The organism is Thiocapsa sp. (assembly GCF_018399035.1).
Classification (GTDB): domain Bacteria; phylum Pseudomonadota; class Gammaproteobacteria; order Chromatiales; family Chromatiaceae; genus Thiocapsa.
Map to the genome: position 1 here is coordinate 4879782 of NZ_CP073760.1, position 16505 is coordinate 4896286.

Annotated in this window: 15 protein-coding genes and 4 tRNA genes; 15 read left to right on the plus strand and 4 right to left on the minus strand. The window is 65.4% G+C overall.

Annotation, left to right across the window (positions count from 1 at the left end):
* Window positions 1-117: 117 nt before the first annotated feature.
* On the plus strand, window positions 118-369 hold the full coding sequence (locus tag KFB96_RS22285) for a hypothetical protein (protein WP_213456675.1): 252 nt from the start codon (window positions 118-120) through the stop codon (window positions 367-369).
* 149 nt (window positions 370-518) lie between these two features.
* Here the strand turns inward: KFB96_RS22285 and KFB96_RS22290 are convergent, their stop codons facing one another.
* Window positions 519-1211, minus strand: a complete 693-nt coding sequence (locus KFB96_RS22290) for a small multi-drug export protein (RefSeq protein ID WP_213456673.1) — start codon at window positions 1209-1211, stop codon at window positions 519-521.
* A 237-nt stretch (window positions 1212-1448) separates the two neighbouring features.
* Here KFB96_RS22290 and KFB96_RS22295 point away from each other — a divergent pair, with 237 nt between their 5' ends.
* Together KFB96_RS22295 and KFB96_RS22300 are read left to right on the plus strand one after the other, a co-directional pair.
* The gene (locus KFB96_RS22295; RefSeq protein ID WP_213456671.1) at window positions 1449-2897 is read left to right on the plus strand and encodes a tryptophanase; all 1449 of its coding nucleotides are present in this window, start codon (window positions 1449-1451) and stop codon (window positions 2895-2897) included.
* A gap of 209 nt (window positions 2898-3106) precedes the next feature.
* Window positions 3107-4438 carry a class II 3-deoxy-7-phosphoheptulonate synthase gene (locus KFB96_RS22300; RefSeq protein ID WP_213456669.1) on the plus strand — a complete coding sequence of 444 codons (1332 nt, stop codon included), beginning with the start codon at window positions 3107-3109 and terminating at the stop codon, window positions 4436-4438.
* A 205-nt stretch (window positions 4439-4643) separates the two neighbouring features.
* Here the strand turns inward: KFB96_RS22300 and folD are convergent, their stop codons facing one another.
* The gene (gene folD, locus KFB96_RS22305) at window positions 4644-5504 is read right to left on the minus strand and encodes a bifunctional methylenetetrahydrofolate dehydrogenase/methenyltetrahydrofolate cyclohydrolase FolD (RefSeq protein WP_213456668.1); all 861 of its coding nucleotides are present in this window, start codon (window positions 5502-5504) and stop codon (window positions 4644-4646) included.
* A 164-nt stretch (window positions 5505-5668) separates the two neighbouring features.
* On the opposite strand from folD, the gene KFB96_RS22310 reads away from it, so the two are divergent.
* The 10 genes from KFB96_RS22310 (at window position 5669) to KFB96_RS22355 (ending at window position 13460) form a co-directional block, all read left to right on the plus strand.
* Window positions 5669-5745 (plus strand) — tRNA-Pro (locus KFB96_RS22310).
* Window positions 5746-5816: 71 nt separating this feature from the next.
* A tRNA-Arg gene (locus tag KFB96_RS22315) sits at window positions 5817-5893 on the plus strand.
* 80 nt (window positions 5894-5973) lie between these two features.
* A tRNA-His gene (locus tag KFB96_RS22320) sits at window positions 5974-6049 on the plus strand.
* Between the two features lie 50 nt (window positions 6050-6099).
* Window positions 6100-6175 (plus strand) — tRNA-Lys (locus tag KFB96_RS22325).
* A gap of 395 nt (window positions 6176-6570) precedes the next feature.
* Entirely contained in the window at window positions 6571-8439 is a 1869-nt protein-coding gene (locus KFB96_RS22330) for an ExeA family protein (RefSeq protein ID WP_213456665.1), read from the plus strand.
* Window positions 8436-9335, plus strand: coding sequence for a general secretion pathway protein GspB (locus KFB96_RS22335; RefSeq protein WP_213456663.1), 900 nt, complete (start codon window positions 8436-8438; stop codon window positions 9333-9335). The genes KFB96_RS22330 and KFB96_RS22335 overlap by 4 nt, the downstream gene beginning before the upstream one ends.
* Before the next feature lie 228 nt (window positions 9336-9563).
* Window positions 9564-11006, plus strand: a complete 1443-nt coding sequence (gene mgtE / locus KFB96_RS22340; protein ID WP_213456661.1) for a magnesium transporter — start codon at window positions 9564-9566, stop codon at window positions 11004-11006.
* 337 nt (window positions 11007-11343) lie between these two features.
* Window positions 11344-12162, plus strand: a complete 819-nt coding sequence (locus KFB96_RS22345; RefSeq protein ID WP_213501554.1) for an ABC transporter substrate-binding protein — start codon at window positions 11344-11346, stop codon at window positions 12160-12162.
* A gap of 26 nt (window positions 12163-12188) precedes the next feature.
* The gene (locus tag KFB96_RS22350) at window positions 12189-12647 is read left to right on the plus strand and encodes a hypothetical protein (RefSeq protein WP_213456658.1); all 459 of its coding nucleotides are present in this window, start codon (window positions 12189-12191) and stop codon (window positions 12645-12647) included.
* 12 nt (window positions 12648-12659) lie between these two features.
* Window positions 12660-13460: a DUF2726 domain-containing protein gene (locus tag KFB96_RS22355; RefSeq protein WP_213456657.1), complete on the plus strand. Its 801-nt coding sequence runs from the start codon at window positions 12660-12662 to the stop codon at window positions 13458-13460.
* Between the two features lie 101 nt (window positions 13461-13561).
* Here KFB96_RS22355 and KFB96_RS22360 read toward each other — a convergent pair whose 3' ends face one another.
* Window positions 13562-13876 carry a non-heme iron oxygenase ferredoxin subunit gene (locus KFB96_RS22360; RefSeq protein WP_213465728.1) on the minus strand — a complete coding sequence of 105 codons (315 nt, stop codon included), beginning with the start codon at window positions 13874-13876 and terminating at the stop codon, window positions 13562-13564.
* 10 nt (window positions 13877-13886) lie between these two features.
* Entirely contained in the window at window positions 13887-15008 is a 1122-nt protein-coding gene (locus KFB96_RS22365; protein WP_213456655.1) for an anthranilate phosphoribosyltransferase, read from the minus strand.
* Window positions 15009-15179: 171 nt separating this feature from the next.
* On the opposite strand from KFB96_RS22365, the gene KFB96_RS22370 reads away from it, so the two are divergent.
* Together KFB96_RS22370 and KFB96_RS22375 are read left to right on the plus strand one after the other, a co-directional pair.
* Entirely contained in the window at window positions 15180-15686 is a 507-nt protein-coding gene (locus KFB96_RS22370; RefSeq protein ID WP_213456653.1) for an LEA type 2 family protein, read from the plus strand.
* 362 nt (window positions 15687-16048) lie between these two features.
* A complete protein-coding gene (locus tag KFB96_RS22375) occupies window positions 16049-16414 on the plus strand; it encodes a metalloregulator ArsR/SmtB family transcription factor (RefSeq protein WP_213456652.1) in 366 nt (121 codons plus the stop codon).
* Window positions 16415-16505: the final 91 nt, after the last annotated feature.

Below are 16505 nucleotides of genomic sequence, written 5' to 3' on the forward strand. Positions count from 1 at the left end.
GATCACCCGCATCAAGCGATACAATGCACGTGATGTCGCCTTCCGCAATCTGTACGACGTCGGCTCCGCACTTGACCGGTCGACTGCATGAGCTCGGCGACGAGATCAGGCTCATTCATGAATATCTACCCCATGCTTTTATGGCGGGGCCTTGATCATCGTTTGGTCCAGCTGCTGGTGATCCTTGCGTCCTCAGGGCTTCCAGCCCTGATTCTGTCAGGCCAGGATGGCCTGACGACGCATTCGGTGACCGCTGTGGGCGAAGGGATGATCGAGGCCCATGGCGGGGATCTTTTTCCTGCCGATCGAAGCGGCTGCGAACACACAAAAAGGGAGATCCTCTCGACCATACGGAATCAGCAGGGCTGATGGTCTTACACCGGCGGGGTCGGGTCTATAAGGCTGGCCCGTAAATCGCATCTCTTTAGGTGAAGAAATGCGCGGCCTCCGCGACGGTTCTCGCGAACCCCGCCAACCCCAAGGCCCGTCTGATCCAGCGAGGGTCGCCGCGACGGGCGCTAGTCGACAGGCTCGCGGCCCGACGTCCGGCGTCGGCGGAGCACGAGGCGCCTCAGCAGAGATCCGCCGGCAATGATCACCACCAGGACTGCGAACAAGGCCAGCGGGCCGAAGGGGCTGAACCCTGCAACTTGGTCATGTAGCTGCCTCATGGCCACCGCCCAGCCCAGGATGGCGACGTAGTTCCCGGCCAAGACGACCCCCAAGGTGACCCGCATCGTGAGACCCAGGAGGACGCCGATGGCGCAGCCGACGACGGGCCCGGTCATCCAGATCGGCGACCAAACAAAGAGGAATAGGCCGATAAGCCCGTAACGGCGGATCGTCCCGCGATGGCGCTCTGCGGCCTCCCGAACCGCGCGCAGGTAGGGTCGCAGGGTCTTCACTTCCAAAATCCCGCGCCAGCTGAAGACGAACAAGGGGTAAAAGGCCAAGACCAGGATCGTCTCGATCAGGAGGTTGGACAGAACCACCGTGAGGTCATCGAGTCCGGTGGCGTATCCGAGCGACATGGCTGTGACGCGCCCGAAGACCAGGTTGGTCGCGATGACGGCCGCAAGTAATTGCCCGTACCCCGGGGACCACACGGCCACTATCGCCAGTGCGGCCAACAACGCAAGAGACAGGCAGAGTGCGGCCAGCAGGACCAGACCTTCGGACGTCCGCAGGACGGATTTCCAAGACGAGCTCATGGCATGCACCCGGTGTTTGATTCTTCCGCTTGCCTGCGGAGCGGTGGGTTAAGTCAACCGTGCTGAAGGGCAACGCGCTGCCGAGTCTTGCCGGGCTTGGTGTCGCCGCGACGGATTCCGGACACCGACAGGCGTCGAGAGGCGCAGGTCCCGCCGTCGATCGAGACGAGACGCGGTGGTATCGTTGGAGTGCTCTGTTGGCCAGGCGATCCGATAACGATATCAAGGAGAACGTCAGTGTCCGAAGTCAAATTCTACTCCGGTGAATCCGTTCCGCTGGAGATGCACAAGGTCCGCATCGTCCAGAAGCTTCTACTCGTCCCGATCGAGCAGCGTCATGCGGCCATCACCGAGGCGGGCAACAACACCTTTCTGCTCAAGAACCGCGACATCTTCCTGGATATGCTCACCGACAGCGGCGTCAATGCCATGAGCGATCGGCAGCAGGCGGCCATGATGGTCGCCGACGACAGCTACGCCGGGTCCGAGACCTTCTATCGCTTGGAGGATAAGATCCGGGAGATCTTCGGGACGCGCTACTTCCTGCCGGCCCATCAGGGGCGAGCCTGCGAGAATATCCTCTCTCAGGTGCTCGTACGGCCGGGCACCATCGTTCCGACGAACTACCACTTCACGACGACCAAGGCACACATCACGCTCAACGGCGGCACCGTCGAGGAGATCTTCACGTCCGATGCGCTGGAGGTGACCAGCGAGAAACCCTTCAAGGGTGATATGGACCTCGAGAAGCTCCGGGCCTTGATCGCGGAGCAGGGTGCCGAGCGGATCGCCTTCGTGCGCTGCGAGGCCGGCACGAACCTGATCGGCGGGCAGCCCGTGTCATTGCAGAACATGCGCGATGTCGGCCGGATCTGCCGCGAGCACGGCATCCTCGCCGTGCTCGATGCCAGCCTCCTGGCCGACAACCTCTACTTCAACAAGATCCGCGAGCCCGAGTGTCGCGACATGAGCCTGCGCGAGATCACCCGCGCCGTGGCCGACCAATACGACCTCATCTACTTCTCCGCCCGCAAGCTCGGCTGCGCGCGCGGCGGCGGGATCTGCATGAACAGCGAGGATCTCTACAAGACGATCCGCGAGAAGATCACCCTCTACGAAGGCTTCCTGACTTACGGCGGCATGTCGGTCCGCGAGATCGAGGCCATCACGGTCGGTCTCGAGGAGACGATGGACATGGACATGGTCAGCCAGGGTCCACAGTTCATTCGCTTCATGGTCGAGGAGCTGGCCCGCAAGGGTGTCCCGGTGATTACGCCGCCCGGTGGGCTCGGCTGTCACATCGACGCGCGGGCCTTCCTCTCGCATGTCCCTCAAACCGAGTATCCCGCCGGCGCGCTGGGCTCCGCCCTCTATCTCGTCGGCGGCGTTCGCGGCATGGAGCGCGGCACGCTCTCCGAGCAGCGCAACCCGGACGGGAGCGAGAAGCTCGCCGACATGGAGCTGCTGCGGCTCGCCTTGCCGCGCCGGGTCTTCACCATGTCGCAGGTGAAGTATGCCGTGGACCGGATCGTCTGGCTGTACGAGAACCGCCGAATGGTCGGCGGTCTGCGCTTCGTCGAGGAGCCGAGCATCCTGCGCTTCTTCTTCGGACGCCTGGTCCCGACCTCCGATTGGCAGGAGGCCCTGGTGGCCAAGTTCCGCGCCGACCTGGGCGACAGCTTGTAGGGGCCTGAGATGACCTCGAAGCGTGCGACCTTGAGTCCCGAGAAGGCGGTGAGCCCCCGGCCGCCGGAATCCCGCGTGGCTATCTCCGTGCGTCCAAGCGTGGGTAAGGCCGGCCGGCAGGCGAGGGGCCATCGGTTCCCGATCGCCGATCACCTGTCGGAATCGCAAGGCCGGTGGCTGGAAGCCGGTGGCCGGGGGCGCCGCCCGACATGAGCGACTGGTCTCCAAGCTCCTGGCAGTCGCACCGAGCACTGCAACAGGCGACCTACCCGGATCCGGCGGCCCTCGAGGCCGCCCTGTCGGAGCTGCGCGGCCTGCCTCCGCTGGTCACCTCCTGGGAGGTCCAGTCGCTCAAGCGCCAGTTGGCCGAGGCCGCGAACGGTGATGGTTTTCTGCTTCAAGGCGGCGACTGTGCTGAGGGGTTCGCCGACTGCCAATCCGACATCATCGCCAACAAGCTCAAGATCCTGCTCCAGATGAGCCTGGTGCTCGTGGAGGGGCTCAAGCAACGGGTCATCCGGGTCGGTCGCATCGCCGGGCAGTACACCAAGCCGCGCTCCGCGGATACCGAGACCCGCAACGGCATCACCTTGCCCAGCTATCGGGGCGATCTGATCAATGGCCCCGCATTCACCCCGGAGTCGAGAACGCCCGACCCCGGTCGTCTCTTGCTCGGTCACGGGCGAGCGGCCCTCACCCTCAACTTCATCCGCGCCTTGTCCGAGGGCGGGTTTGCCGATCTGCACCATCCCGAGAACTGGGACCTGGCCTTCATGGCCAATTCGCCGCGTGCTCGGGACTACCGCAAGGTGGTCGAGTCGCTGGGCGAATCACTGCGGTTCATGAAGGCGGTGGGCGGCGGCTCGGGCGAGCTGGCGCGGGTGCAGTTCTTCACCAGCCATGAGGCCCTGCACCTGCATTACGAGCAGGCGTTGACGCGACAGGTCAGACAATTCCCCGGCTGGTTCGATCTGAGCGCCCACATGCCCTGGATCGGTCTGCGTACCGCCGATCCGGACGGTGCCCACGTGGAGCTCATGCGCGGCATCGCCAATCCGGTCGGGGTCAAGCTCGGTGGCGACCTCTCGCCCGAGTGGCTCGAGGCATTGGTGGAGCGGCTCAATCCGCAGCGCGAGCCGGGGCGCTTGGTCCTGATTCATCGCTTCGGCGCCGATCGGATCGAACATGAGCTGCCCGCGATGGTCGAGACCGTCCGGCGGACCGGCAGTCCGGTTCTCTGGGTCTGCGACCCTATGCACGGCAACACCGAGACCACGGCGAACGGCTACAAGACCCGGCGCTTCGAGAAGATTCTGAAGGAGCTGTGCCTGGCCTTCGACATCCATCGCGAGTCGGGAGGGCGCCTCGGCGGCGTCCATTTCGAGTTGACCGGGGACGATGTCACGGAATGCTTGGGAGGCGCCCGCGGCCTGGACGAAGTCGGCCTGGAGCGCGCCTACGTTACCCAAGTCGACCCCCGTCTCAATTACGAGCAGGCGCTGGAGATGGCGATGGCCGTCGTGCGCAAGCTGCGCAGTTGATCTCCCTGCACGCGGTTTCTTGCCAGGAACAGTTCAAAAACAGCCGAAACACGTAGGATGGGTAGAGCGACAGCGAAACCCATCCAGCCCGTGCCAAGGGCATCGGACCGAAACCCGGCAACTTGGCGGTTTGGAGGATGGGTTTCGCTGCGCTCTACCCATCCTACGCGTTCATCAAGGTGTTCAGCTTGTTTCTGAATCCCCACTAACCCATCGCAGCATGCAGCTCCGCGGCCTGGAGCGTGTTCTCGAGCAGACTGGCGATGGTCATGGGTCCGACCCCGCCGGGCACGGGGGTGATCCAGGAGGCGCGTTCGGCGCAAGGCGCGAAGTCCAGATCCCCGACCAGGGTGCCCTCGGCGGTGCGGTTGATGCCGACGTCGATCAGGATCGCGCCGTCCTTGACCCAGTCGCCCGGGATGAAGCGGGGGCGTCCGAGTGCCGCGACCAGGATGTCGGCCCCGCGGGCCTTCTCGGCGAGATCCTTGGTTCGGCTGTGACAGACGGTGATGGTGCAGCGCGCGGCAAGCAGCTCGAGGGCCATGGGACGGCCGACGATGTTGGATTGTCCGATAATCACGGCATCCAGGCCCTCGATGCGCCGGCCCGTGCGCTCGAGCAGCGTCATCACACCCTTGGGCGTGCAGGGGCGTAGCAGGGGCCGACGCAGCACCAAGCGGCCGACGTTGTCGGGGTGGAATCCGTCGACGTCCTTGGTCGGCAGGATGCAGTCGGTCACCGCGGCCTCGTCGATCTGCTCGGGCAGCGGAAGCTGAACCAGGATCCCGTCGATCTTCGGGTCGGCGTTGAGTCGGTCGATCAGATCGATGAGGTCCGCTTGGTCGACCGTCGACGGCAGATCATGCATCTCCGAGTAGAAACCGACCTCTGCGCAGGCCTTGCGCTTGTTGCGTACGTAGACCTGAGAGGCGGGGTTCTCGCCGATCAGCACGACGGCGAGGCCCGGCGGGCGTCCGCCCGCAGCCAGGATGGTATCGACGCGGTTGCGAATCTCGACGCGGATCTCCGCGGCGACGGCCTTGCCGTCCAGAATGTGTGCGCTCATCGTGGTCTCGTCATGCGATCGTTGGGCGGCATCATAGCGAGCGCCGGGGCGTATGAAAACGCGGCCGCCGTCGCCCGCCGAGCAAGGGTTCGCGGTGGATTGACTCCGTCGTCGATCGGGCGTATAGTTCCGGCTCTTCGATTTCGGGATGTCTTTTCCGAAACCGGGGTATAGCGCAGTCTGGTAGCGCGCCTGCTTTGGGAGCAGGATGTCGGGGGTTCGAATCCCTCTACCCCGACCAATTGCCCGACAGGTCGCTCACAGTGAAGTCGCTTTGGGCGCCGGGCGCCGGCTTCGATGCGCACTCGATCGGCGCTCGTAGCTCAGTTGGATAGAGCAACGGCCTTCTAAGCCGTGGGTCGCAGGTTCGAGTCCTGCCGAGCGCGCCAAAATCAAGCTCGACAGGCCGTCAGCAGGGAGAAATAAAGCGTGCGGATGCGCGCAACCCAGGGATCGGCGTTTTGCTATGGTGGACGTAGCTCAGTTGGTAGAGCGCAGGATTGTGATTCCTGTGGTCGTGGGTTCGAGCCCCATCGTCCACCCCACCTTTCAGGCTCTGCGATCGGTCCATGTCGATCGCATTGACGCACTTCTCGGGTCGTTAGCTCAGTTGGTAGAGCAGTGGACTCTTAATCCATCGGTCGTAGGTTCGAATCCTACACGACCCACCAAAAACGCAGAAACGGCCGGTTGCATCGAAAGGTGTGCCGGCTTTTTTGTGCCTCCTGACAATCAGCGCGTCGCCGGCGGGGCGTGGCTTACCGTAAGGGGCTCGACCGGATCACCGTGACCGGGATCGGCAGCAGTTCATTTCGCCGTTACGCTCATCGACTTGACGCCCCCCGCCAGCCTGACTACCCTCGCGCGATCGACGTAAACCCCGCAAAATGCATCGGTAGGGCAACGGGCGGTCGGGCGGGCCTCCTGTCGGCCTCCTCGACGGCCGCTGATCCATGATCGCCTTGCCCTTCGGCCCGAGCCCACGGCCGATACCCCGGTGTATCGCTCGATCGGTCGGGCTGCGCGCGACGCCTTGCCCGCCGCCATTACCTCATCGAGAGCCAGCGTGTATCCCAAGTATTTCGGGCTTAAAGAGCCCAGCTTCTCTATTGCGCCGGATCCCCATTATCTGTTCCTGAGCGAACAGCATAAGGAGGCCCTCGCGCATCTTCTCTACGGGGCAGGGGAGAGCGGCGGCTTCGTTCTTCTCACCGGCGAGGTGGGGACGGGCAAGACGACCGTCTGTCGCGCCTTCCTGGAGCAGCTCCCGGAGGGGGTCGAGGTCGCCTTGATCCTCAATCCCGCGGTCACCGCCAACGAGCTGTTGCTCAACCTCTGCGACGAGTTTCGGATTCCGGTACCCGAAGGCGAGCGCTCGGTGAAGGCGTTGGTCGACCGGCTCAACGTCTATTTGCTGGACGCGCACGGCAAGGGTCGTCGACCCGTGCTCATCATCGACGAGGCGCAGAGTCTGCGCCCGAAGGTCTTGGAGCAGGTGCGTCTGCTCACCAATCTGGAGACCAGCAAGCACAAGCTCCTGCAGATCTTTCTGATCGGCCAACCCGAGCTGCGACGTCTGCTCGAGCGCGATGCCCTGCGCCAGATCAACCAGCGCGTGACCGCGCGTTTCCACCTGCGGCCCTTCACGCGCGAGGAGACCGGCGACTATATCCGCCATCGGGTCGCCGTCGCCGGTGTGGATCGTCCCTTGTTTACCGCAGCGGCGATTCGACGGATCTACAGCTGCTCCGGCGGGGTCCCGCGCCTGGTGAATATCCTCTGCGATCGTGCGCTGCTCGGTGCCTGCGTGACGCGCAGCTCGCAGGTGACGCCGGCGATCGTGAAGCGGGCGGCGCGCGAGGTGCAGGGCGAGTCGATCGATGACCTGCCGCGCCCGGCGGTGCGACCCGGATTCGCCGCCGCAGCCGCCTTCGTGCTCGCGATGATCGCCGGCTGGCTCGGCTATGCCTGGGTGTCCGACGACGCGGCCGCGCTTCTGGCCGATCTGCTCCCGGGCGAGCGTACCCTGCTGGCCGGTGGGCCTCGTCCCGAGACGTCTCCGAGCCCGGACGGGGCCGGTGAAGGGGCGGATCGCCAGGGTGTGCCCGGGTCGCCTGATTCCCTGCTCGGCGTGTCCGACGGCAGCGCGGACGCCACGTCGGCCGAGTCGGTTGGCGTTGCGGCTTCGGGTGAGGTGGCTCCGGGTGCGGATGGCCCGCTTGACGGCGCAGCGGCGGACGCGCTCCCGCAGATCGACCCCGCGCGCTTCGAGCCGGATGCGCTCGCCGAGACGCTTGCCCGCATCGCCATGCCCGAATCCGATGCCCTGCGTCTGCTGTTGCTGCGTTGGGGTGTGGAGGTCGAGAGCCTTCCTGCGGGCGACCCCTGCGCGCGTGTCGCCTCCTTTGGGCTTCGGTGCGAGCGCGGGCAGGGTGACCTCGGTGTTCTGCGGCTCTTCGATCGTCCGGCCTTGCTTCGCGTTCAGGACGCGGGCGGCGCTCGGCGTTTCCTTGCCCTGAGCGCGCTCGATGAGTCGTTCGGGACACTTGCCCTGCCGGGCGGGAACGAGCTGACGCCGCTTGATCGGCTGGAATCCGTCTGGACCGGTGATTACATCCTGGTGTGGCAGCCGCCGCCGACCGGGTCGACGCTGATCGGTCCGGGTGCCTCCGGGGAGTCGGTGCGGTGGTTGCGGGATCTGTTGGCAAAGGTGCCGGCCTCGGGGCTTCCGGCCAGCGATTCCAATTATTACGATACGGAGCTGACGCGCTCGGTCCGGGCGTTCCAGGCGTCGCGCGGCTTGGTCGCGGACGGGATCGCCGGTCCGCGCACACTCATGCAATTGCACAACGCCGTCGATCTCCCCGGAGTCCCCAGGCTGCTCCGGACATCCGACGCGTCCGAGCCCGCGAGTACGGAGCCTAAGGAGCTATGAGCTATATCCTGGAGGCGTTGAAGAAGTCTCAGCAGGAGCGCGAGCTCGGGCGCGTCCCGACCCTGGACACCAGCGGCATGTTCACGGAGGACAAGGAGCCTGTGCCGACCAGTCATTGGGGCTTGCTTGCGGTCGGCTTGGCGGCGGTGGCGGTGGTCATCGCGCTCTATGCGGTGCTGCGGACCCCCGCGCCGGTGCCTATGCAGGCCGGTGCCCAGCCCGGAGCGGCCGCCACGCCGATGTCGACATCCGCGCCGGCACTCTCGGCAACGGACTCCGGGCAACCTTCGGCTGACGCGGTGCCGATGATCGCCTCGGATGACGCTGGTTTGCCCGCGTCCTCGCAGGCGCAGACAGCGCCGCGTGCATCGGGGGTGCCGACCGCGTCGCCGCGCGTGTCCGGCGTTCCCGGTACTGGCCCGGAGAGGTTCCCGGGCGAGGAGCTGGGGTTCGCGGCAGAACCGGATCCCTGGCTGGAACAGGAGCTTCAGCGTCAGCTGGATGCCGAGCAGGCGGCCTATGCGGAGCCGCCCGCGCCCCGGCGCAGGCCGCAGCGTGCGGCCGTGCCGCCGGACCTGGTCGAAGACATCGAAAGCTTCAAGCAGCAGGTGCGTCGCGAGCAAGGCATTCCACCCCCTTTGGAGCAGCGCCAGCCGGCGGACATCCGCGGGGATCCCACTAAACTGCGCCTTACGCCATTGCAGCAGGCGCAGCTGCCCGCCTATTTCATGACCGTGCACGTCTTCGACGAGGATGCCGGCAAGCGCTTTGTGCTCATCAATGCGCTGCGCTATGTCGAGGGTGAGGAGACCCGCGACGGGATTCGCATCGAGCGCATCATCCCGGAGGGTGCGGTCCTGAGCTATCTGGGCAATCCGTTTTTCGTGCGTCGCTGATGATAGTGGTTAGTGGTTAGAAATGAATTATAAACAGTGAGTTAGCGACCGGAAAGCCGAAAAACCGGCGTGTTGGGCAATCCCGAGTGGCCTGAGGCGTCGAGTCTCCGTTCTGGACGCCGTGTCTATCCCCCGGCACTCGCAACAGGCTCGCGAATTCCGTAAAGTGCGCAGCTCCGCGCGTTGCTCGATCCAGACCTCCTCAACCCCGACCCCGGCGCCGTCCAAATGACACAATCCAAGGCTCGCGACACCGACGCCATGCATCGCCATCTGCGCGACGTCGAGCGGCTGTTGGCGCGCCTGCGGCTGGTCGACACCCTGGTGCATCGCCAGAAGATGCCGCATCAGGAGCTGGTGGAGAACATCACCCACAGGCAGAACCTGGGTCGGCTGCGTCGCAAGCTCGATCGTCTGCATCCGGCGGATATCGCCTGCATCCTCGAAGCCTTGCCGCTCGAAGACCGGCTGTTCGTATGGGATCTGGTCAAGGCCGAGAAGGACGGGGACATCCTGCTGGAGGTCTCCGACGCGGTCCGTTCGACCTTGCTCGGCACGATGGACGCCGAGGAGATCAAGGCTGCAGCCGAGACCCTGGATGCCGACGAGCTCGCGGATCTGGCCCCCGATCTGCCGCCCGAGATCATGCAGGATGTCATGGCTTCGCTCGATCAGGAGGAGCAGGAGCAGGTGCGCGCGGCCATGTCCTATCCGGAGGGCACCGTCGGCGCGCTGATGGACTTCGACATGGTGACCGTGCGCGAGGACGTCACCCTGGAGGTGGTGCTGCGGTATCTGCGTCGGTTCGAGGAACTACCGGACCATACCGACAAGATCTTCGTGATCGACCGCGAGGAGCGTCTGCGCGGTGTTCTGACCCTGGAATCCCTGCTGATCAACGACCCCGAGACCGAGGTCTCGACGGTCATGCAGTCCAAGTCGATCGTGAGCTTCTCTCCGGACGACAGCGCCGATTCGGCCGCCAACGCCTTCGAACGCTACGACCTGGTTTCCGCCCCCGTGCTGGACAGCGAGAAGGGCGTGATCGGTCGCCTGACCGTCGCCGACATGGTCGATCATATCCGCGAGGAATCCGAGGCCGAGATCCTGAGCAATGCCGGTCTACGCGAGGAGGAGGACATCTTCGCGCCCGTGATCCGCTCGGTGAAGAACCGCTGGGCCTGGTTGGCGGTCAACCTGGTAACGGCCTTCATCGCCTCGCGCGTCATCGACCTCTTCGAGGGCTCGATCGAAAAGCTGGTGGCGCTGGCCGCCTTGATGCCGATCGTCGCGGGCATCGGCGGCAACGCGGGCAATCAGACCATCACCATGATCGTGCGCGCGATCGCGATGGGACAGGTTCAGCCGTCCGCAGTGTGGCGGCTGTTGCGCAAGGAGATCGGCGTGGCCGTGATCAACGGCATCGTCTGGGGCGGGGTCGTCGGTGTGGCGGCTTGGCTGCTCTACGGCAACTACGAGCTGGGGCTGGTCATGACCGCGGCCATGATGCTCAATCTGCTCCTCGCGGCGACCGCCGGGGTGGTGATTCCCCTGATCCGTCAACGGCTCGGTCGCGATCCGGCGCTCGGCAGCTCCGTGTTGATCACCGCCTTGACCGACTCGGGCGGCTTCTTCATCTTTCTCGGTCTGGCAACGCTGTTCTTGCTTTAAACCTAAACCGCGTCCCCCGCTAAGGGTCGTGGATTCACCAAACTTCGAGCTCACTCGAAAGTGAGCATCTCGCTCTGGACGCGGTTTAACTCGAGATGACCCTACGCCGAATCGCAGTGGCCGCGCCGATCTCGATCGGGCTCGCATTGATCCTGCTCGGAGTCCTGCTGCCGGGCGGCGAGCGCCTGATCCGCGAGAATCTGCCCTTGGAGACGCATGTCACGGTGCTGGCGCCGGGCGCCGACGGGGCCATCTTGGCCGCCACCCAGCCGGCGAGATCTGGCGGTTCGACGGCACCGGCTGGAAGCAGGAGGACGCCGGACTCGAGGGCCGCCTGGTGCTGGCGCTTCGCGGGGAGCCGAGCCGTCATCCGATCGGGACGGCGACCGGGCTCCTGTCCGTGTCCGGTCTCGCGCCGCCCGGCAACCCGCGGGTCAGCGATGTCCTCGAGACCGAGGCGGGTCTTTTGGCGGCGACACCCGAGGGTCTGTGGGTGCATGCCGGCGATACCTGGCACCGCCCGCTCGCGGACGTGCCGCTGTATCGGCTGGCCGAGCAGCGGCGCGAGGGCCGTGTCCATTTCCATGCGGGGACGATCGGCGAGGGGGTCTACTCGGCCTCGCTCCAGACGCTCCTCGCGCCCTGGACGTCCAACAGTCGCGGGCTCCCCGACGGCGTGAAGGCACTCTGCTTCGCCGTGACCGAGGGCGGCATGCTCCTCGTCGGGACGGATCAGGGCCTCTATCGGCAGGCCGCACCGGGCGAGACCTGGGAGGCGTTGGCGCCGTTCCCGCGCGAGCGCCGCGTGCTCGCGCTCTATCGCGCGCCGCCGGACGCGCGCGGCCTGCAGCGGCTGTGGATCGGTACGGATGACGGCCTGTCCGCGCTCGCGCTTGCGGAGACGCGTGACGGTCTCTCGGTTGCCGGCCCGCTGCAATCCTTCGATGCGCTTTGGGAGCCGCCCGAGACGGGCGTGAGCTGGATCCTTCCGGTGGCGGGGGATGGCCTGATGCTCAGCGCCGGCGCCGTTTATCGTTTAAGCGCGGTGCGTTATCCGGGTTGGTACCGGTTCGTGCTGGCCGGTATCCTGTTGCTTCTCGTCGGCGGTTGGCTGTGGCTCGGGTTCAACCCGGAGCCCGCCCGCGACGACGCCTAACCCTTGTTCCGGATCGAGGTTTCACTATGGATCGCTTTACGCGAAACGCCGTCATCGGCTCGGGTGTCTTGGTCGTGCTGTTGATCCTGTCGCTGCTGCCTTGGGGCGGGATGGCGTTCGGACCGCGCATCTGGCAGCTCAATGCGGTCTTGGAACGGGACCCCATCCTCGCGGAGTATCCCTACGAGTTTAAGGCGCTGCTTTTTTTGAACGGCATCGTGACCCTGTCGCGCCCCTATGACGCGGAGGTTTCGGTGAACGAGGCCCTCGTGGCGATCGCCCCGACACTGGCCGGCAAGCCTGTCGATGATCCGGCCTTCGCCGCCGCACGCGACCGGCTGCAGCGCACCGAGTTTCACGCGATCAGCCTGATGCTTGCCGAGCCCGACGTGGGCTCGATCGTCTGGTCGCTGGATCGGGCTTGGCTCAATCGCCGGGGGATCGCGTCCCCGGCTCCGAATCCCGCACTCGGCGGGTCGATGTAGGGCGAACGGGTCATGCAGCATTTCTATTTTCTACTCGGTCTGGGCGCCTTCGTTGCGCTCGCCTTCGGGTTCAGCCTGTGGCGCCGATTCAGGCAGCGCAACCGCTTACCCTACCGTGTCGATGCCTTTCTCCTCTCCCCGCCGCAGCGTGCCTTCTGCGCGGTGCTCGAGCGCGCCGTCGGGCAAGAGTATCGGGTCTACGCCAAGGTCCGAGCGGCGGACATCCTCGAGGTCGAGCGCCGGCTCGATCGGCGTGCCCGCGAGCGTGCCGAGGAACGCCTCGCCGAGCAGGTCTTCGACTTCGTGATCTGCACCCGGGAGTCGAGCGCCATCGTCTGTGCGGTCAATCTTGCAGGGCGCTCGCGGTTGTCGAGACGCCCGCCGAAGAACCGGCTCGACCGCATCTGTGCCGCGGCCAAGCTCCCCTTCGTGCGCTTTCGCGAGAGCGACGTCTATTCGGTGGTGGAGGTCGAAGAGCAGGTGTTCTCGGCCATGCAGACGCTGAGGATCCATCCCCGTGCCGAGGAGCTTTCGGTCCAAGACACCCGCGAGGCGTTGCGCGACCTCTCGGATGTCATCGGCAACAAGGTTCCCGAGCCGCGCCGCATCGAGCGCCCGGCCCGTCCGACGCCTCCGGCACCCTCTACTGGCCGAACAACGCCGAGTACTCCAACCCCGATCAAGCCGCGTACCCGCACCGAGCCCAGGCTGCACCTCGACGAAGACCTCGACATCGGCCACGAGGAGCAGATGCCCGAGCCCCGAATCGAGGTCGAATTCGACGAAGACCGCCCAAGGCGAGCCAGGATCTAAACCCTCTCCCCTCAATCTCCTGAACCGCGTCATCCCGAGTTTTCATATGAGCGGCGAGGGCGAAAGGGCCTCGCCGTCAACCGAATCACGCCTGACGCGGTTCAGCTCGGATCGATCCAGATCTGCCCTTCCGCCACCACGAGCCGATAGGTCCGAATCGGCTCGTCCGCCGGCGCGTCCATCGGCTCGCCGGTTGCGAGGCTGAAGCGGCTGCCGTGCAGCGAGCACTTGATCCGATCCCCGTCGAGACAGCCGTAGGAGAGCGGATAGTCCTCGTGGCTGCAGTTGTCCTCGACGGCATAGAATCGCCCGTCGACGTTCGCGACGATGTACGCCTGATTGTCCACGACGACCTTCAGAAACTTGCCGGGCGCGATCTCATCGGTGCCGGCGACGGCGACATAAGGTGTGTCCATCGGCATCTCCTCAGCGCACCCGTTTTGCGGCCTTGCCCGAGTCCAGCACGTCGCGGATCCGATCCGCGGCGACCTCCAACGAACCTTCGCGCCCGAGATGCCAGAGGATCAGCGCGCCCGCGAACACCAAACTGTCGTAGGTCGGGCCTTGCGCGCCTTCCAGGGCGGCGATGCCCGCCTGCGCTGCGGCCTGCGCGGTCGCGAGCACATCGACCGCCACGGCGATCTCGTCGCCCGGTCGGGTGGTCTGGGGCAGATCCTCGGGCAAAGGGACGGCGCGCACCGACTGGGCGATGCCCAGCGCGGCGGGATCGACCTCGAAGGACTGCTCCTCCGACATCTGTTGATAGTTGAAACAGGTGCCCTTCTGGCGCAGCGAGGGGATGACGCCGCCCTCGACACCGCGGATCAGGAGTGCGGAATGAAAGCCGGCATGACGCGCCAACATGGCATAGATGCGCGGATAGGGCTTGTGGACATACCCGGTGACCAGATGGGTGTGCTTGCGCCCGTGGATCGGCCGGGCCAAGACCTCGACCGTGGTGATCGCCTGGCGCTTGACGATGGTGGAGCGCAGATCCACCAGGTTGTGCAGCGGGGCGCAGAAGGCGCGTTGGTCGACATAGCTCCAGCCGAGCGCGGGTTCGGCCAGTCGCTCCGCCGCCTCGACCGGCGAGAGGTCGACCGGTACCCCGACGGCGTCCAGGATATGGCGATGGGTTACGCCGAACTTCGGACCGACCGCATGTGCGCCGTGACTGATCGCCGGCACACCGCACTCGGCGAGCACCGGCATCAGGAAGGGCGACGCCGGCAGGCAGCGGTTGTAGCCGTCGTAGGGATCGGCGATGTCGGCGACGTCGTCCACATCCGCCACGACATGGCCGGTGGCCTCGCGCACCGCGTCCAGGATGCCCTTGAGCTCCTCGTCGGTCTCGCGCTTCATCCGCAGGGCGATCAGGAAGATGCCGGCCTGTACCGGGTCGACCGCGTTATCCAGAATGGCGCCCATGCCGATGCGGGCCTCCTGCGCGGAGATGTCCTTGGAGAGCTCCGGACCGGTCGCGATGCGCTGGATGATCGAGCGCATTTGGGTCTTGACGTTGCTCGATGCGCTGTCCTGACTGTTCATGATTGTCCTCCGGGACCTGATTGTTTTCGGTGCCGACCGTCGGGTGCCGTGCTCGGACCGAGTCTTGACGACCTGCCCGCCATTCTGGCGACTCGGGCGCGGGATCTCAACGCGCGGGAAGGGTGCGGGTTGGTGCAAGATACGGCCGTTCACCTTTCGGAGTCGATACACATGACCCATTGCGTTCGTTTGCCCCGGCGCGCCCTGTTCGGCATCCCGGCCCTGCTCGTGCTGCATCTCGCCGCCGGTTGTGCCGGCCTGACGGCGCCTTGGACGGCGCCCGAGGTCGTGCTGCTCGGGGCCCAGCCGAAGCTCCTCGGCGTCGATCGTCAGTCCTTTCTCGTCAACCTGGGCGTGACGAACCCCAACGATCGCGCTCTTCCGATCAAGGGCCTGAGCTACCGGGTCGTGGTTGAAGGTCAAGAGCTCGCCGAGGGTTCAAGCGAGCTCGCACGGCTGATCCCGGCGGGCGGGACCGAGCAGGTCGACGTGGAGGTCAACAGCAACCTGCTGGGCTTGATGCCGAGCTTGCCCGGCCTGCTGCTGACCAAAGGCAGGCTCGCCTGGACGGTCAGCGGAATCGCCGACGTCGATGCCGGCGGCGTGCGTCTGCCCGTGCCCTATCGGCATAGCGGCACGATTGCGCCCGCGGCGTTGGTCTCGGGTGCGGGGTTTTAAACCGCGTCCAGAGCGAGATGCTCACTGATGAACGCGTAGGATGGGTAGAGCGTCGGCGAAACCCATCCTCCAAACCGCCGTGTTGTCGGGTTCCGGTCCGATGCCCTTGGCGCGGGCTGGATGGGTTTCGCTTCGCTCTACCCATCCTACGTGTTTCGGTTGTTTTTAAATCTTTCCAAAGAGTTTTTCTCGTGGAGTTGTTTTACTGACTTTTGAACCAATCGCAGTGCGTTCGAGAGCGGATGCGCTTGATGCCGCGTGAGCAACCCTTCGGGAGTTTCGTCGCGCCGGAACCCTCCCGACAGTCGAGCGATCCGCAACCGTCATCAAACCTTCATTTTGCGCAATATTCGTTCTGGGGTATGTTTCCATCCGTGACGATCCACCCGACCGATGTGTTTGCCGCGCTGGCTCACGAGACACGCTTGCGTTGCCTGATCCTGCTGATGCGCCACCCCGAGCTCTGTGTCTGCGAGCTGACGCATGCCATCGGGGCGGTTCAGCCGCATGTGTCCAGACATCTCGCGCAGCTGCGCGAGTTGGGTCTGGTCACGGATCGACGCGAGGGTTTGTGGATCTTCTATCGCGTCAATCCGGCGCTTCCGGATTGGGTCGCCGCCGTGCTGCGCGAGACGTTCGACGCGGTGTGCGGCGAGCGGCCCTTCGTGGAGGACGATCGGGTGTTGGCCCGGATGCCGAACCGGCCGGTTGTGCCCCGCTGCGCCTGACCGGGTGTCTCGCTGTTCGGGGACCGTCGAGGGCGTGTCGCCGTCATGTCGGTGCGCGCGACGAAGGTGCTCGACGATCCGTCGCGATCGA

Excerpts from the sequence above, each read along its gene's own strand:
- KFB96_RS22365 (WP_213456655.1), bottom strand. The coding sequence starts at position 15,008 with ATGAACAGTCAGGACAGCGCATCGAGCAACGTCAAGACCCAAATGCGC.
- KFB96_RS22370 (WP_213456653.1), top strand. The coding sequence starts at position 15,180 with ATGACCCATTGCGTTCGTTTGCCCCGGCGCGCCCTGTTCGGCATCCCG.
- KFB96_RS22350 (WP_213456658.1), top strand. The coding sequence starts at position 12,189 with ATGGATCGCTTTACGCGAAACGCCGTCATCGGCTCGGGTGTCTTGGTC.
- KFB96_RS22290 (WP_213456673.1), bottom strand. The coding sequence starts at position 1,211 with ATGAGCTCGTCTTGGAAATCCGTCCTGCGGACGTCCGAAGGTCTGGTC.
- KFB96_RS22300 (WP_213456669.1), top strand. The coding sequence starts at position 3,107 with ATGAGCGACTGGTCTCCAAGCTCCTGGCAGTCGCACCGAGCACTGCAA.
- KFB96_RS22375 (WP_213456652.1), top strand. The coding sequence starts at position 16,049 with ATGTTTCCATCCGTGACGATCCACCCGACCGATGTGTTTGCCGCGCTG.
- folD (WP_213456668.1), bottom strand. The coding sequence starts at position 5,504 with ATGAGCGCACACATTCTGGACGGCAAGGCCGTCGCCGCGGAGATCCGC.
- KFB96_RS22360 (WP_213465728.1), bottom strand. The coding sequence starts at position 13,876 with ATGGACACACCTTATGTCGCCGTCGCCGGCACCGATGAGATCGCGCCC.
- KFB96_RS22355 (WP_213456657.1), top strand. The coding sequence starts at position 12,660 with ATGCAGCATTTCTATTTTCTACTCGGTCTGGGCGCCTTCGTTGCGCTC.
- KFB96_RS22285 (WP_213456675.1), top strand. The coding sequence starts at position 118 with ATGAATATCTACCCCATGCTTTTATGGCGGGGCCTTGATCATCGTTTG.
- mgtE (WP_213456661.1), top strand. The coding sequence starts at position 9,564 with ATGACACAATCCAAGGCTCGCGACACCGACGCCATGCATCGCCATCTG.
- KFB96_RS22335 (WP_213456663.1), top strand. The coding sequence starts at position 8,436 with ATGAGCTATATCCTGGAGGCGTTGAAGAAGTCTCAGCAGGAGCGCGAG.